14 protein-coding genes, 2 tRNA genes and 1 riboswitch are annotated in these 15614 nt (G+C 43.8%); of the genes, 7 read left to right on the top strand and 9 right to left on the bottom strand.

The genetic code is table 11. The features are described from left to right. Positions 1–4: 4 nt before the first annotated feature. Together hemW and ruvC are read right to left on the bottom strand one after the other, a co-directional pair. The gene (gene hemW / locus ACQZ43_RS02390; protein ID WP_430614254.1) at positions 5–1138 is read right to left on the bottom strand and encodes a radical SAM family heme chaperone HemW; all 1134 of its coding nucleotides are present in this window, start codon (positions 1136–1138) and stop codon (positions 5–7) included. Further along, the gene (gene ruvC / locus ACQZ43_RS02395; protein ID WP_430614255.1) at positions 1139–1693 is read right to left on the bottom strand and encodes a crossover junction endodeoxyribonuclease RuvC; all 555 of its coding nucleotides are present in this window, start codon (positions 1691–1693) and stop codon (positions 1139–1141) included. Between the two features lie 58 nt (positions 1694–1751). Between ruvC and ACQZ43_RS02400 the strand changes: the two genes are divergently transcribed. Then, positions 1752–2690, top strand: a complete 939-nt coding sequence (locus tag ACQZ43_RS02400; protein ID WP_430614256.1) for a hypothetical protein — start codon at positions 1752–1754, stop codon at positions 2688–2690. Here ACQZ43_RS02400 and ACQZ43_RS02405 read toward each other — a convergent pair whose 3' ends face one another. After that, positions 2691–3170: a hypothetical protein gene (locus tag ACQZ43_RS02405; RefSeq protein WP_430614257.1), complete on the bottom strand. Its 480-nt coding sequence runs from the start codon at positions 3168–3170 to the stop codon at positions 2691–2693. 49 nt (positions 3171–3219) lie between these two features. Here ACQZ43_RS02405 and ACQZ43_RS02410 point away from each other — a divergent pair, with 49 nt between their 5' ends. After that, a complete protein-coding gene (locus ACQZ43_RS02410; RefSeq protein WP_430614259.1) occupies positions 3220–3720 on the top strand; it encodes a DUF456 domain-containing protein in 501 nt (166 codons plus the stop codon). Positions 3721–3734: 14 nt separating this feature from the next. Here ACQZ43_RS02410 and ACQZ43_RS02415 read toward each other — a convergent pair whose 3' ends face one another. Next, positions 3735–4640 carry a DMT family transporter gene (locus tag ACQZ43_RS02415; protein ID WP_430614260.1) on the bottom strand — a complete coding sequence of 302 codons (906 nt, stop codon included), beginning with the start codon at positions 4638–4640 and terminating at the stop codon, positions 3735–3737. Between the two features lie 744 nt (positions 4641–5384). Here ACQZ43_RS02415 and ACQZ43_RS02420 point away from each other — a divergent pair. From ACQZ43_RS02420 to ACQZ43_RS02440, 5 genes are all read left to right on the top strand, one after another. Next, positions 5385–6578, top strand: a complete 1194-nt coding sequence (locus ACQZ43_RS02420; RefSeq protein ID WP_430614261.1) for a hypothetical protein — start codon at positions 5385–5387, stop codon at positions 6576–6578. A gap of 201 nt (positions 6579–6779) precedes the next feature. Next, positions 6780–6976, top strand: a riboswitch (cobalamin riboswitch). A gap of 112 nt (positions 6977–7088) precedes the next feature. Beyond that, positions 7089–9137 carry a TonB-dependent receptor gene (locus ACQZ43_RS02425; protein WP_430614263.1) on the top strand — a complete coding sequence of 683 codons (2049 nt, stop codon included), beginning with the start codon at positions 7089–7091 and terminating at the stop codon, positions 9135–9137. Positions 9138–9225: 88 nt separating this feature from the next. After that, positions 9226–10371, top strand: a complete 1146-nt coding sequence (locus ACQZ43_RS02430; RefSeq protein ID WP_430614264.1) for a YncE family protein — start codon at positions 9226–9228, stop codon at positions 10369–10371. Between the two features lie 87 nt (positions 10372–10458). Beyond that, positions 10459–11469 (top strand): PKD domain-containing protein, encoded by a 1011-nt coding sequence (locus ACQZ43_RS02435; RefSeq protein WP_430614265.1) that lies wholly within the window; start codon positions 10459–10461, stop codon positions 11467–11469. A gap of 20 nt (positions 11470–11489) precedes the next feature. Next, positions 11490–12584, top strand: a complete 1095-nt coding sequence (locus ACQZ43_RS02440) for a DUF4465 domain-containing protein (protein WP_430614266.1) — start codon at positions 11490–11492, stop codon at positions 12582–12584. 196 nt (positions 12585–12780) lie between these two features. Here the strand turns inward: ACQZ43_RS02440 and ACQZ43_RS02445 are convergent, their stop codons facing one another. The 5 genes from ACQZ43_RS02445 to trxA form a co-directional block, all read right to left on the bottom strand. Beyond that, positions 12781–13281 (bottom strand): hypothetical protein, encoded by a 501-nt coding sequence (locus tag ACQZ43_RS02445; RefSeq protein WP_430614267.1) that lies wholly within the window; start codon positions 13279–13281, stop codon positions 12781–12783. Between the two features lie 136 nt (positions 13282–13417). Continuing rightward, entirely contained in the window at positions 13418–13837 is a 420-nt protein-coding gene (locus ACQZ43_RS02450) for a hypothetical protein (protein WP_430614268.1), read from the bottom strand. Between the two features lie 471 nt (positions 13838–14308). Further along, a tRNA-Asp gene (locus tag ACQZ43_RS02455) sits at positions 14309–14385 on the bottom strand. 214 nt (positions 14386–14599) lie between these two features. After that, positions 14600–14673 (bottom strand) — tRNA-Asp (locus ACQZ43_RS02460). Positions 14674–15250: 577 nt separating this feature from the next. Next, a complete protein-coding gene (gene trxA / locus ACQZ43_RS02465) occupies positions 15251–15568 on the bottom strand; it encodes a thioredoxin (protein ID WP_430614269.1) in 318 nt (105 codons plus the stop codon). Positions 15569–15614: the final 46 nt, after the last annotated feature.

Below are 15614 nucleotides of genomic sequence, written 5' to 3' on the forward strand. Positions count from 1 at the left end.
TTTTTTATTTCAAATTTAACCAAAATAAGTCAGCCGCAATTCCATCGCTCAAAAATTTCCCCTTATTGGTAATGGTCAAAATTCCCTTTTGATCCGCCATCAAACCATCGGTTATAAATCGTTCGGCTTGAGTCGATAAATACGCCCGGTATTGGAGACCAAATTCCCGTTGCACCCGATGCAGGTCTACCCCCCAAAGGGTGCGAAGTCCGGTCATTACATATTCGTTATACCGGTCTTCCACCGACAACAACTCTCTTTCGATGGGCAAAATTCCTTCTTGAATTCCCTTGATATACAAGCTATTGTTCGCGATATTCCAACTGCGCGATTCGCCGTCAAAGCTATGTGCAGAAGGCCCTACGCCTAAGTATTTCTTGCCCAACCAATAGGCCGAATTGTTTTTAGAAAAAAACCCGTCTTTGCCAAAATTGGATAGCTCATAGTGTATGAAATTCGCCTTTTTCAGGCGGTCGATCAGCAATAAGAAATGCTCGTGAGCCGCGCCGTCGTCGGGTTGGGGAATGCTTCCCTTTTGAATGAGTTTGTACAAGGCCGTTTTAGGCTCCACGGTCAAGGCATAACTCGAAATATGTGGAATGCCCAAATCCAAAACCGTCTCTATATTTTGCAACCAACGTTCGGCAGTCATACCGGGAATTCCGTAGATCAAATCGATGGAGATGTTTTTAAAATACCGCGTCGCCTCGATCAGGCAATTCAGCGCTTCCTCCGCATTATGCGCGCGATTCATCATTTTTAAATCCGCTTCAAAAAACGATTGAATACCGATACTCAGTCGATTGATTCGCGTTTGGGCCAATTTCTGTATGGTTTTCGAATCCAAATCGTCCGGATTGGCCTCTAGGGTAATTTCCGGTTCGGCGCAGACCTCAAAGTGCGTCTCGATGAATTCGATGATTTGAAGGAGCTGCTCCACTTCAAGTATGCTTGGTGTACCGCCTCCAAAGTAAATGGTTTCAATAACTTCGCCTTTTAGCTCGGCACGTCTCAGCAGCAATTCCGCCGTGATGGCCGCTATCATCTCGTCCTTTTTCTTCAGCGAGGTCGAGAAGTGAAAATCGCAATAGAAACAAGCCTGCTTGCAAAACGGAATGTGTATGTAAATTCCTGCCATTTATTTTTTTACTCGTTCTTGATTTTGTTTGACAAAGGCATCCCAGCCGCTATACCCCTTTCCCACTTGGAGCTTGCCCGAATTAAAAAAGTGGCATACCGCAGCGGCCAAACCGTCTGTACTATCCAAGTTTTTAGGCAGTTCTTTGAGGTTTAGAAGCTGTTGCAGCATTTTGGCCACCTGTTCCTTGCTGGCATTTCCGTTTCCGGTAATCGCCATTTTTATCTTTTTGGGCTCGTATTCCGTAATGGGAATATCGCGCGACAGTCCGGCTGCCATGGCCACGCCCTGGGCGCGTCCCAATTTGAGCATCGACTGTACGTTTTTACCAAAAAACGGTGCCTCAATGGCAATTTCATCGGGGTGATGGGTGTCTATTAACTCGATGGTTCGATCGAAAATATGTCGCAACTTGGTGTAATGATCGTCGTATTTAGACAGCTGAAGTTCGTTTAACTGGATGAACTCCATCTTCTTCTGAACAATCTTTATCAATCCAAATCCCATAATGGTCGTTCCGGGATCTATACCCAAGATAATGCGTTCTGTCGTCAATTCAATTAGTTTTAAAGGGCCTTCTATTTCACGAAAAATAATGTTTACTTTTACAGTAATGAAATTCGCATCTGACAAAACTAAGCAATTCCTCGTACTTCTAATCAAAATATTAGTAGTGGGTTTCGCATTATATTTTATATACAAGCAGTTGTCCAACGACAAGGCACTCGATTTCAACGTTTTGCTCCCACTGATTAGCGACCCCAAAAACATCGGGCTCATTGTCTCGGTTTTATTTCTGACTTTTGCCAATCGCTTCGTCGAGATTTTAAAGTGGAAAAACCTGGCTTCGGTGGTGGAGAACATCAGCCTCGGTCAATCGACCAAACAAGTACTCAGCGCCCTGACCCTCGGACTCTTTACCCCCAACGGCATAGGGGAATACGCGGGAAAGGTATTGTATTTTGACCGTAAATACTCGGGAAAAATCTTGTTTCTCAACGTGATTTGCAACGGTACCCAGGTTATTTACGGACTGGGTTTTGGTACTTTAGGTGCGCTGTCGCTGCACTTTATCTACCACATCATACCCAATCGCGTCATCGGACTGATTATCGGGGTACTCTGTCTGGCCGCCCTTTTGCTTTTTTTATTGCGAAATGTAGCCATCAAAGGGTATTCGATAAAATGGGTATGGGCGGAAATACAAAAAATTCCGGCGCGTATACACCGCAAAAACCTGGCACTCTCCTTTCTCCGATACTTGGCACTGATGCATCAATACGTGTTGCTCTACCGTTTATTCGGAGTCGACCTGCCGTATTTTGAACTCTTGTGCAGCATTTCGTTTATCTACCTACTCGCTTCATCCTTGCCGAGTTTTCAATTTTTGGAATTCGCCATCAAGGGCAGTATTGCCTTATACATCTTTAGTCTCTTGGGGGTCAATTCGTGGATTGTAGCCATCGTTGCCGCCCTGATTTGGTTTTTAAACATCGTCATTCCCGTGTTGATAGGCAGTTACTTTGTCTTGCAATTTCGACTGAAAAAATAATTATTCTGCCTTGATGATCAGCGGCAGTATAAACTGCGTTTTCACCGGTATTCCGCGCTTGATCGCCGGAGTGATTTCCGGAAAATTCACCAACCTCAACTGCAGCAAACTATCGATTTCTTGCGATCGAAACCTCAGGCTGTCGCTCACATAATAGGGTTCAAACTCCAAATGCGCATCGGGAAAGACCGTAATACGCACTTCGATGGTGTCGATTTTGGGATGCCTGGAGGTTAGGGAATCCAATTGGAGTTTTTCCTGTAAACGCACGGTGAGGTAATCAAAAAAGCATTGCTTTCGCTGGGCTTCATCCAAAAGGGAATCGCACAAATCCACACTGGGATAAGCATCGACCTGAGTCCAATCGATCTTTTCGAGCTCCTCTTTTAACAGCAAATCGCCGTTGGGGATTTTTTTGTCCGACCAACCGCAGCCACTCAAAAAGAGCAAAAGAATGAATAAGGGATAATATTTAATCATATATAATAAAGTCGTACTTTTATTCTTCAAAAATACAAAAAAATAAGAGATGGAGTATATACTATTGAGTCTCAGCCTAATTTTAATCGTAGCCGGCCTCGTGGGGACTATACTTCCGATATTGCCCGGAGCGCCATTGATTTGGTTTGGGCTATTGATGTTGTATTTGACCCCCGGTATAGCAATCAATTATTGGGTGTTGGGCATTTCGCTGGTTGTCACTACGGTCTTAGTCGTGCTGGACTACGTGATTCCCGCCCAGGGAACCAAGCGATTTGGCGGTAGTAAATACGGTATTTGGGGCACCAATATCGGACTTGTAGTCGGTATATTTGTGCCGATTCCCCTGGGTTTTCTCATCGGTCCCTTTGTCGGGGCACTCGTGGGCGAATTGCTGTATGACTCCCACCATGTCAAAAGAGCCTTTAAAGCCGCGACCGGTTCTTTTGTAGGTTTTTTAGCATCCACTTTTATTCAATTTGTGATTGGAATTGCCTTTTTAGGAATATACCTGCATATTGTGATTAAAAACTGGTCGGTCTTTTTCTAATTCACTCACCGCTATTACCGGTTGTGCTGCTTGCCTTTCTTGAGTTTTCGGAACTTCTCCAAAGAGCTGCCTGCCGAATCGAAAAAGGTAATGCCGATTCCGATTAAAACGATAATCCCTCCGACGATCATCTGCGCGTTGATCTCTTCGTTTAAAAACATCCAAGCCAAAAGCGACGCGAGCAAAGCCTGACTCAGCAAGCTCAACGACACCCGTGTTGCACGCATGTACTTGGTGGCATAACTGATGAGCAACCAAGCCATCAACTGACACACTATACCCTGAATGAGCAGTACCCCCCAACCCCAATTCGAAAAGCCCGCCAAAGGTTCGCCGCTGATCACGCACCAAATTCCCAGATAAATCGCCGAAGAAAGCAGGGTAATGCTCATAAAGGCCACTACGGGAACTTCTTGCAGTATGCGTTTGCTCAGTAGCATATAACTCGCATAAAATACGCCCGACAGCACGCCAAAGATAAAAGCCTGATCAAAGCGAAGCTCGACAAAAACGTCGATCCCCACCAATACGACCATCCCGATCAACGCAATCAAGGTTCCCCACCAGAAATTGGTAGTCGGTTTAATCTGCAATATAAAATAACTGCCAATGCCCACCCATACCGGAGCGAGATTGGTTAACAAAGTAGCCTGAGTAGCCGAGGATCCCACTATTGCAATGTTCCAAACCGCTACATCCGACCCCATAATAACCCCTGCCAATACCATCAAGGCAGTCAGTTTCAGGGAATACCCTTTGAACTGCTTGGTAAAAATGGCATAGGGAACCAACAAGACCGCCGCAATGGCCATGCGATAAAAGGCAGAACTCAAACTCGGAACGAGGTTTAATCGAACTAAGACCGGAAAAATCGAAATGCAGAGAATCCCAATTAACAGGGCGAGGCGGGGTTGGTTCATCGTTTAAATTTTTTGCAAAACTATCAAAAAAAACAGGCTTACGACTTCTTATTTCAAATAAAATTAACCCCCACTTAAAGCCGACTTTTTACGGAGTTCCCGTTATTTATCGCAGCTGTGTTTTAAATCGCTCTTTTGCCGTTATACTATTTTTGCCGCGCTGTAAAAAAATCAGTGCTAAAAACCTCCAAATAAAAAAATTGTTTAATATATTAGTCGGTATAAAATTTATGCTGCCCTAACCACTGCTTTAAAAACGAAACAAAACACTTGTAAATCAATATATTATAAAATAAACAGCCAAACTGAAAATGAAAAAAGAAATGAGCAAGCCCTGAATTTACCACACCTCAACGTCCGAACCGCTATAGTTTTAAATCGGCGTTTTTAATCCTAAAAGCGCCATCAGCGTTTTGGCAAATTGGTTATCCACGTATGATTATCGCCTTGTTTTTTCTTTTAACCCCCGCTCTTTTATTGGAAAAACGAAACGCATTATGACCTACAAAACCAACAAATTCGAGTAAACCGCCCCTCCCTTTACCCCTGCATCAAATCGCTACAGAAAATCCCCTTCCACTGCCCAAGTTTACGGTGCGGATATGGCTCTGATTTCTCATGACGAAAACGGCTTGCCGCTGTCAACAACTTGGCATTGCCCCCGACATTCAACGACGGAAAAACAACCGCAACTAAAAACTAAACCCAGACGAAACGAGACAACGACTTTAAAACACCTTAAATATGAGAGCGCCTAACTTTACAAAAGACTATACTAAAGGACTTACTAAAATCTTAAAATCGGTAAAAATCGCGGTGTTACAAGAAGAGGAAACACTCTTTCATCTAATCGATGTGGAAGGCAATGAAAGGGCCTTTCAAGAGCCCTTTCTCTTACTGTATTACGCGCATAATAAAACCGGTGCTACCTTATGGCAAATTCTATTTGGCTATATCCCCAAAGAACGCTTAATCCAGAGTGTGCAATTCAAAGTACAATCAGACAAAAGGGGCCGGATCTACCTTCCCAAGATAGGCTGTTTTAAAACCGACTATCCCTCCTCAAAATTGTACTTTGAGTACAACTGCCTCACAAAATCCTATCAGATAAAAAACCAGAATGGCGTCGTCGCTACCTCTTTAGTCCCCAACCTTAGAACAGCCAATCAACAAACCACTTTCTATGCTTTTGAACACGACTATTTTGAAATTGCCTTTAAACCTTACAACCGTTTAAACAAAAAGGCACATAAGCCGACAAATCCCTTATACCAATACAACTTTGGTACCTTTAACCGAGCGTATAAACTCTTGCAGCACACCAATTGCAACTACTTTGAAATGCTGCTCCACGCCCTGACAGGAGTTTATAATTTTCACAGCGACCATTACCCCAGTTTTTCAGACAGACGCTGTTACGGTATTGCTTTTCTAAGCGGAACTCGCAAGGATTCGGTCGTATACTTCTTAGTGGAACTCGCCCAACAAACGGGCCACACCATTTTCAATACCATACTGCAAAATCGCCAAGATTATTTCGCCATAGACATCCATACCCCAAGGAGCGCGCTGACCAATAATGCCGACGACAACAGCCACGTATACGATGCCTTTCACGGTTTGTATACCGCGGTAAAAGTTGCTGAAACGCTCGATTATTTTATAAAAAAGCCCCAGCTCTTCTCGGATTCTGAAAACCATGAAATCAAAGGCAGGCTGCTAGCTAATTCCCACAGGTATAAAATGGGTTTTTACCGCATGGATGTAAATCGTGTTTTTTCAGCTAAAGGTTTACTCAACTACCAAAAACTAGATAATTACCTCCAAAGCCTGTATCACAAACACGCGAAGTTACTTGCGGAATTTCCTTATGTGCCTGATGGGGTTGTTTTTAATTTTTCTAAATTTTTAAAGCAATTCCCCTTGAAAAAAAAATGACACCAAGTATAGTAGCGATTAATTTTACTCCGGGTATTAAAGCACAAAAAACCTCGGTGTATTTATAAGTTTAACAGTTGTGCTGCTATTAAACCTTGGACCGTTGGATAAAGCACGCAAAAAACGATGCTTTACCGCAGCGAAGTCGTATCGAAAGTATCAAGCGCGATAAAACCGCTGCGAGTATATCCAATATTTGATTATCTTTGCAAAAATTTTGGTTTATAGAACTGGCAATCAGTTCGTAATTAAAAAGGGAATCAGGTGAAAATCCTGAACAGACCCGCTGCTGTAAGTTTCGCGTATTTTTTAAACATTTAGGTTCACTGTTTTAACCGATGGGAAGGACGTTTAAGAAGGAAACAAGTCAGAATACCTGCCAAAATTACAATTCGTTTCAAGCTTTCGGGAATAGGGCTTAGTGACCACAAATTTCTTTTTGTTCAAAAAAGCAATGGCTGTGTATCTCTAATGCCCCCAAGCAAGTATAGATCAACAACAAAAAGAGAGATGTTATCAAATAAACTCCTTTATTTATTCGTCATCGGGATATTGCTGAGTTCCCCGCTATTTGCTCAAGAGGAAAAAGAATCCTCTAGGGAGCTGAGTCCTGTGGTTATTGAGATTACCCCATATAGGGATTTGATTCCGGTACAACAGCTCAGCGGACAAGAATTGCAGCGTATGAATGCGCACAGCGTTGCCGATGCTATGCGGTATTTTTCGGGCGTAAAAATAAAGGATTACGGGGGAATCGGCGGACTCAAAACCATCGATGTTCGAAATATGGGTACCCACCATGTCGGTGTTTTCTACAACGGTGTAGCCGTTGGCAATGCGCAAAACGGGATAGTCGATTTGGGAAAATTCTCGTTGGACGATATCGATATGCTGCAGCTGTACAACGGGCAACGCAGCACGATTTTTCAATCGGCCAAAGAATTCGCCTCTGCCACTGCCGTTTACATCAATTCCAAAACACCACAGTTTAAAGAAGGCAAAAAAACCAATCTAATTGCTCGATACAAGCTCGCATCGATACAGCTCAACAATCCCTCCTTTCGATTGGAGCAGCAAATCAGCGAGGATGTTTCGGCCAGTTTAAGTGCGGAATACCTGCATTCCAACGGCCGTTATTCCTTTAGATACAAGCGTCACAATCTCGACAACTCCGTTGCTTACGACACTACGGCAACCCGAAAAAACGGAGACATCGATGCCTTTAGAATAGAAGCCGGCTTATACGGAAAAAGCACTCACGGCAGCTGGAAGGGTCAATTGTACTATTACGATTCCGAACGCGGACTACCGGGTGCGATCGTCAAAAACAATTGGTCAACCGGAGAGCGCAGTTGGGACAAAAACGTCTTGGCTCAGGCCGAACTCACCCAGTTTGTAACCGATCGCTATAAATTCCAAATCAAGGGAAAATTCGCTTACGACTACACGAGATACCTGTCTCGCGACAGCATAGAGTTTTTCGAAAATCAAGTGACCAAAAACCTTCAAGTCGACAACAGTTACTACCAACAGGACTATTATATCTCTGCGGTAAACCTCTATAAAATCACGCCACACTGGGAGGTTTCCCTAGCGACAGACTTGCAGTACAACAAGCTCAATGCCACTCGAGAAGGCATAGGAACCCTGTTTACCTATCCCGAACGCCTGTCCTTTATCAGTGCCGTGGCCACCTCCCTAGACCTGGGTTCCTTTAAGGCGCAGGCCAGTGTATTGGGTACATTTACCAAAGAAAAAGTGCGAAACAACCTACAAGCCCCAGACAGAAGCGTGTTTTCTCCGGCCCTATTTCTGAGTTATAAACCTTGGAAAAACCGCGATTTGGTGGTTCACACCTTCTATAAAAACATCTTTAGAATGCCGACCTTTAACGATTTGTATTACACCCAAATCGGCGATGCCAATCTAAAACCCGAATTTACCAATCAAGTCAATCTCGGTGCTCAATATCAAATTCCCCTGGAAAGCCCCTATCTGAAATCGGTTTCCCTAAAACTGGAAACCTATTATATGAACGTCAAAGATAAAATTATCGCCGCTCCAACGGGAAGTATGTTTCGATGGATGATGACCAATCTGGGACAAACAGAGGGTTATGGAATAGAAACCGGTGTGGGAACAGCTTGGACCTTGGGTACGGCGCAAATCACGACTCAGGTCAATTACGAATTTACCCAGGCCAAAAACTACACCACCATAAACGACATTAAACTATCGGCCTATGGCGATCAAATTCCCTATGCTCCTTGGCATTCCGGATCGGCGATAGTCGGTGTTAATTATCGGGATTGGGGATTTAATTACAGCTTTATCTACGTGGGCAAAAGATATGACGGCGCGATGAATAATATTGCCCGCAATGCCGTTCAACCCTGGTATACGCACGATATTTCCGTTCAACGGGATTTTGCGATAAACCCATACCGCTTCCGCCTTAGTGCAGAAGCCAATAACATCATGGATCAACAGTATGATGTGGTGACCAATTACCCGATGCCGGGCCGCAATTTTCGTTTGATTTTGAGTTTCGAACTGTAAAAGCGCTCCCCATGCATCAACTGCCGTATACCAAGCCGGAAAGCCGGTTGAGTTGCCGCAGTTTAAAAATAATAAGCAGCAGTTAACTATGAGAAGACAACACCTATACTTACTCTTGCTATTTGGGCTACTATTGAGCTCGTGTAGAAAAGACGAAGTCATTTACCTATCGGACGCCCATCAAGTTGCGCCACCGCGGGTGGGTAGTAGCATCGAGGGATTCTATCTGTTGAATGAAGGCAATATGGGCATGAATCGCGCCACTATTGACTACTTTGATTACGCTACTGGAGTGTATACGCGGGACCTCTATTCCGAGCGAAATCCCAATGTGGTCAAAGAACTGGGCGATGTGGGCAACGACCTCAAAATATACGGCAGCAAAGCCTATGCAGTGATCAATGTGTCCAACTATATCGAGGTTTTTGACGTAGCCACCGGTGTTCACATCGAAAAGATCAACGTTCCCAACTGCCGTTATATAAATTTTCACAACGGCAAAGCTTATGTCAGTTCGTATTCCGGACCGATACAGGTCAATCCCAATGCCGAAGTGGGCTTTGTGGCCGAAATCGATACCACTACGCTAAAGGTAACCAGACAAGTATCCGTAGGCTATCAGCCCGAAGAAATGGTGATTCAAAACAACAAGCTCTATGTGGCCAATTCGGGAGGCTATCGGGTTCCTAATTACGACACTACCGTAGCAGTAGTGGATTTAACCAGCTTTTCGCTGATTAAAAAAATCGATGTAGCCATCAACGTGCACCGCTTGCAAGTCGATAAACGCGGGGATATCTACGTGAGCTCGAGAGGGGATTTTTACCATACCGAACCCAATCTATACGTGATTGATTCCCAAAGCGACGAGGTCAAACAAAAGCTGGACATCCCCGTTAGCGAAATGACTATTTCGGGCGACAGCCTGTATTATTACAGTGTTGCATTTAAACACAGCTCGGGTCAAAACGCAATCAGCTACGGCATACTCGACACCAAAAGCAAAAAGATCGTTTCGGACCGCATCATCAAAGACGGCACCGACAGAAACATATTGATTCCCTATGGCATCGCGGTTAATCCCGATACCAAAGAGATTTTGATTACCGATGCACAAGATTATTTGGTTACGGGTTTTGTCTATTGCTATTCCCCCGAAGGAATACTAAAATGGAAGACTACCGGAGGTAATATTCCCGCGCATATCGCTTTTGTGCGCAAAAAGAAACCCTGATGAAGCGTTGACGCGTAGTAAAAGCGTGGCTATCGCAGTAGAAGTAAAATTATAATTCATTAACCCCTGAACAAAAACGAATTCTATATGAAAAACTTTATCAATTACAGAGCGTTCTCCTTAGCTTGTGTGGCCTTGGCTGTTATGTCGAGCTGTTCGTCTAGCGACGATACCGAAGAGGTTATACCGATTAACAGCAGTCCTTATGTCACTAAGGTACTCGATTATTCACCGGCCGTAGGACAGTTTATCAATATGCTACCGAAATACGAAAGCGGTGATACCCGCGAAAAAATGATCCAAAAAGCACAAGCAGCAGTAAGCGGTGCCAAAGGCAGCGGCGTGAGCCTGGGCGGTTTTGGTGGCTATATCGTAATGGGCTTTGACCACACGATTGCCAACGTGGAGGGCTTAAGGGATTTTCGCGTTTTGGGCAATGCCTTCTGGGCCAGCAGCAACCCCAATGCCAGTGCAGCGGAGCGCGGTGGAAGCAGTGAACCGGGCGTGATTATGGTCGCTTATGACCGCAATAAAAACGGCCAACCCGACGCAGACGAATGGTATGAAATCGCTGGTAGCGAGCACCAAAATCCCAAAACGATAAAAAACTACGAGATCACCTATACCAAACCCGACCCCAACAAAGCCGCCACAAGCGATCCGTTGGCGACTTGGGCTACGGATATCGAATACATCTATTGGAGCGACAATCAAGGAAACTCCGGTTATAAAACAAAAAACAGCTTTCACACACAGAGCTATTATCCGGAATGGAACACCGCTGATCAAATCAGCTTTAAAGGCACCCTGCTTCCCAACAATGCGGCAGACGAAAGCGGCAACGGCAATTATTGGGTACAGTACAGCTTTGCCTATGGATATGCAGACAACGTACCCAATAAGGATGACGAATCCGCTATCGATATCGCTTGGGCTGTAGACCAAGCTGGAAACCGCGTAAACCTGCCGGGAGTAGACTTTATCAAGATATATACCGGAACCAACCAAGAATCGGGAGCAGTGGGTGAAATCTCGACCGAGGTATTTGGAATCGAAGACTTACACCTGCTCAAACAAAGCATTCCCACTAGAAACTAACTAACACTAATTTACATATTATGATTACAAAAACCAAAAATCTCTTTTATACCCTAGCGCTTATCCTCGCCTTGGGTTTAGGACTCAACTCTTGTAGTAGCGACGATTCGGGCATTCCCACAGATGTGGAGCAATCCATCCGAGTAGACGATACGCCGATCGCGACAAAGCCCTTTTACTTTACACCTAAAAACACTTTCCCAGAGCACACCCAATTCTTTTGGTATAGCGAAAACCAGTTAATTTCCGAAACGGAATCGTTTACGCATATCTTTAAAAAAGAAGGCGAACAAAAAATTGCGTTGCGCACTATTGAAAATGGAAACACGCGTCATTATACGTACATCTTTAAGGTACTGCCGGACAATACCGAATACGCAACCCTCGATTTATCGAACTTTGATTTAAGCGACGGACAACTTACCGCTGGCGGAAGAATTTGGAGCAAAACCTTTGAGGAGGATGCCGAATTGCATTCGGGTATTTTTCAATTCAATCACTTGGCCTTTCCAGATGTCTATACGTGGATGGGTTTTACCGTATCGAATAGCCAGGACAACAGCGACCAAATAAGTCAAGAAGGCGGTTGGTTACAAAACCAATGGGGCACGATGCCTCAGGGCGGTGTTAAAGGCAAAGGAAGTCCTTTTCTCGTTTCTTTTGCCGACCACAAACCCCATGCGAGCGTGCTTCCACAAGGGCAAAAAATTGATGTAGAACGCTTTTCCAGTACCGTTAAAATAACGGACGATAAAAATCAATACCTCGCAAAAAGCGTGTCCTTGGCAATTAGCCCGTGGCCGTATTACGGGGTGTTAAATGGCGATGTCTTCTCTAGAAAATTCGAGCAAGGAGACTTTTTTGCCATCCATATCTACGGTGTTAATAAAGAAGGTATGCTTAGTGCCGGTCAACCCGTAACGCATTACTTTGTAGATTTTAGAGATCAGGTTGGAAAGATTTCCACCGCTTGGAATAAAGTTGATTTATCCGCACTCGGTGAAGTAGAATACTTATTGTTCTTCTTGGAAACTACAGATGTTGGTGACTGGGGCGCAAACACAGCCTTGTATTTCACCATGGATCAATTGACGGTTGAAAAAGTAAGCAAATAAACCTGCGTTTATAAATCGCTATAGAAAAGCGGCTGTCTTCCAGATAGTCGCTTTTTTGGTTTTTAGCAGCAGCCGTATTTTAAAGCGCGCTAAGCCATGATACCCTCGAGAGCCCAACGAAATCAATACCCGAGACTTTGCAACCCCAAACCCCCTTTAAAACAGCTGTAAGCCCTGTCGAAAACACTTTTAAACCTCAGCTACTTGTTTTGTTCATCGCATTCAACACCGCCAGGAGTTCTTCGGATTTTTGAGTTCCTATCAGCAAATTTTCCCGATTCTTAAAAGCGATTTTTAAGCCCTTATTTCCGCTAACAGTATAGGCCTGCCCGTCTCTGCCCATTCGCACACCCCAACCTCCATACGCGCTAAGCGGCGCATAAACCACAACGTCCACAGTGGCAACCTCTTCCCAACGAATCTGTCGCGAGGATACAAACGGCCAAAAGACCACCTCAATTCCCCTGGTATCCATTCGGGTAATCAATTTAATTTTAAAGAAAAAAACCAAGAAAGCCCCATAGGCCAAGTCGAACAACAGCAAAGCAACCTCAGACACGGGCTCCTGACCGATTCCCTCCTTAAAAAAGATTTGCGCCACTGTTACCCAGCCCAAGAACACAGCAGGAGCGATTAATATTCCGATTAACCACCCTTGGCGAAACTGTTGCTTTTCTGTGAATACTTCCTTTGCCATTGCTGTTGTTTAAGCGTCCTAAGATAATTATATTATTCGTACAATTTCAGCCCTTTTAAATAGCGCTGTGAAAGAATCCAAAATCCATAACTACTCTTTTAGCACGCGTTGCTACAGCGTCAAATAATGCGGTGTTTCACCGAATTGCGGTTAAATTCAAGTATTTAGCCTTCCCCATGATCAAGTAGTACAGCAGATAAGCCGCCAGCGGAAAAAACAGCAGTATGCTATAATAAAAATCAAAGGCTTTGGACAGGATGAGGTCCACGATAAGAACAGCAAACATCAAAAAAGTCAATAGCTTCCACGACTTGTTCTTATAGGCAAAACTACTGACCTTAAAATTGTGGACGCTGGAGTCGTCCCCATCGATATAAATAATTGGACTGCTGCACCAATCTATCTTTGTCTGTATGCTGTGCTTGGCAGCAGTGGCTACAAATTCCTTAGTTTCTCCGTTGGCCACAGTACCGACCTTTTGACCGTCGATAAACACCCGATAATTTCTAAGTCGATTGACCCCTTCGCTGCTTCTTACAATTCTAATCACTGCCATGCTATTGCTGTTGTTTATTAAGGCAAAAATAAGAGATCGGCAAGCACTAAAATTGTATAATTGAGACAAAGTAGCAGAGGTCGCTATAGATTCATTGGTTTTTTTAGCAGATTAGCGGATTGCCTATGCGCGACTTGGCGTAAAGCACCGCCGTTTCCACATTTTAAAAATAAATCTTTGACTTCGCTACAATCCAAAGCGAATTTGCGAATCAGCAAATCGGCCATTTCAAAAAAGTAGATCCTGCGACTACACCGCAATCCAAAGCGAATCAACGAATCCGCGAATCAACGAATCCGCTATTTTAAAAAGCAGCGATTACTACCAAATAAAAAAGCCTCCCTTTCGGAAAGCTTTTCATCGGTCTAACTACTAAACCCGGTACTTGCGTACCATAACAACACAACTAATTTTCTCCCTTTTTTAAGAGGGCAAAAAAAGCCTCTCATAAATGAGAGGCTTCCTTTGTACTGGCGGTCTGGACGGGACTCGAACCCGCGACCCCATGCGTGACAGGCATGTATTCTAACCAACTGAACTACCAAACCAGTAATTATTATTAACCAAAAAAAATATTACTCATTAGAAGGAAAAAGACCAAAGTATAAGGTGGGTATAAAAAAGCCCTCCAAACCTGGAAAGCTTTTCATTGGTCTAACTACTAAACCAGGTACTCTCGCACCGAACAACACAACTTTCTTTATACTTTTTAAGAGGTAAAAAAAGCCTCTCACGTTGAGAGGCATCCCCTTTGCTTTTTAGCGGTCTGGACGGGACTCGAACCCGCGACCCCATGCGTGACAGGCATGTATTCTAACCAACTGAACTACCAAACCATTGCTCTAATGCGGTGCAAATATACAACCATTTTGGAACTACGCAAACTTTGCGAACAAAAAAACCAATCTTTTTCAAACCTTTTTTCTAACACCAATGACACTCAGTCTAATAGAAATCGATATTTTTTTGATATTTTTCTCCCATTTGGCCAAACGCCCCTAAAGATATTTTTTAAAAAAAATCGAGATTTCTCTTGGTGTTTACAAACGGTGAATTTACGCTGCCCGCATTCCCATCCTTTCCAGGTCCTCTGCGCTAAATTTAGGGGATGAATCGACAAAACTGACGGAACACTCCAACACCCTATAGGTACAACTACCGGATGCAACCGCACAAAAATCGACAAAAATCGAATGCCAAAACCCACACTATAAAGAGCTGCCCTCGGATTGGACTGGACAATCTTCAGGTTCTCGACAGTTTCAAGGCACAACGACTGCGAGCTTTCGACTTTTTGAGAAGTCCGACAGCCGACACGCTACGGTTTATACAACCTCGCTTAGCGCACTCCAACAACGGCAAATAAAAAGAGCCCTCGGATGAGGGCTCTTTTTATTTACACTGTGAAGGCGCTTATAGCAAACCGTTGATAGCATCGGTATAAGTCTGCTTAGGAGCAACACCTACCTGACGCCCTACTACTTCTCCATTTTGGAAAATAAGTACCGTAGGAATGTTTCTAACACCGTATTTAGCAGCAAATTCTTGATTCGCATCAACATCTACCTTACCAACTACGACTTTTCCGTCAAAATCGGAGCTCAATTCTTCAATAACGGGACCTAACATTTTACAAGGTCCACACCATACTGCCCAAAAATCAACCACTACGGGTTTGTCTGATTTTAATACTACTTCTTCAAAAGTAGCGTCTGTAATTTCTAAAGCCATTGTCTAATTTTTTTTGTTTCCATACAAATCTAGTAAAATAATTGAA

The organism is Flavobacterium sp. JP2137, from assembly GCF_050562195.1.
In the GTDB taxonomy this organism is placed as follows: Bacteria; Bacteroidota; Bacteroidia; order Flavobacteriales; family Flavobacteriaceae; genus Flavobacterium.

Excerpts from the sequence above, each read along its gene's own strand:
- hemW (WP_430614254.1), bottom strand. The coding sequence starts at position 1,138 with ATGGCAGGAATTTACATACACATTCCGTTTTGCAAGCAGGCTTGTTTC.
- ACQZ43_RS02400 (WP_430614256.1), top strand. The coding sequence starts at position 1,752 with ATGAAATTCGCATCTGACAAAACTAAGCAATTCCTCGTACTTCTAATC.
- ACQZ43_RS02405 (WP_430614257.1), bottom strand. The coding sequence starts at position 3,170 with ATGATTAAATATTATCCCTTATTCATTCTTTTGCTCTTTTTGAGTGGC.
- ACQZ43_RS02410 (WP_430614259.1), top strand. The coding sequence starts at position 3,220 with ATGGAGTATATACTATTGAGTCTCAGCCTAATTTTAATCGTAGCCGGC.
- ACQZ43_RS02415 (WP_430614260.1), bottom strand. The coding sequence starts at position 4,640 with ATGAACCAACCCCGCCTCGCCCTGTTAATTGGGATTCTCTGCATTTCG.
- ACQZ43_RS02420 (WP_430614261.1), top strand. The coding sequence starts at position 5,385 with ATGAGAGCGCCTAACTTTACAAAAGACTATACTAAAGGACTTACTAAA.
- ACQZ43_RS02425 (WP_430614263.1), top strand. The coding sequence starts at position 7,089 with ATGTTATCAAATAAACTCCTTTATTTATTCGTCATCGGGATATTGCTG.
- ACQZ43_RS02430 (WP_430614264.1), top strand. The coding sequence starts at position 9,226 with ATGAGAAGACAACACCTATACTTACTCTTGCTATTTGGGCTACTATTG.
- ACQZ43_RS02435 (WP_430614265.1), top strand. The coding sequence starts at position 10,459 with ATGAAAAACTTTATCAATTACAGAGCGTTCTCCTTAGCTTGTGTGGCC.
- ACQZ43_RS02440 (WP_430614266.1), top strand. The coding sequence starts at position 11,490 with ATGATTACAAAAACCAAAAATCTCTTTTATACCCTAGCGCTTATCCTC.
- ACQZ43_RS02445 (WP_430614267.1), bottom strand. The coding sequence starts at position 13,281 with ATGGCAAAGGAAGTATTCACAGAAAAGCAACAGTTTCGCCAAGGGTGG.
- ACQZ43_RS02450 (WP_430614268.1), bottom strand. The coding sequence starts at position 13,837 with ATGGCAGTGATTAGAATTGTAAGAAGCAGCGAAGGGGTCAATCGACTT.
- trxA (WP_430614269.1), bottom strand. The coding sequence starts at position 15,568 with ATGGCTTTAGAAATTACAGACGCTACTTTTGAAGAAGTAGTATTAAAA.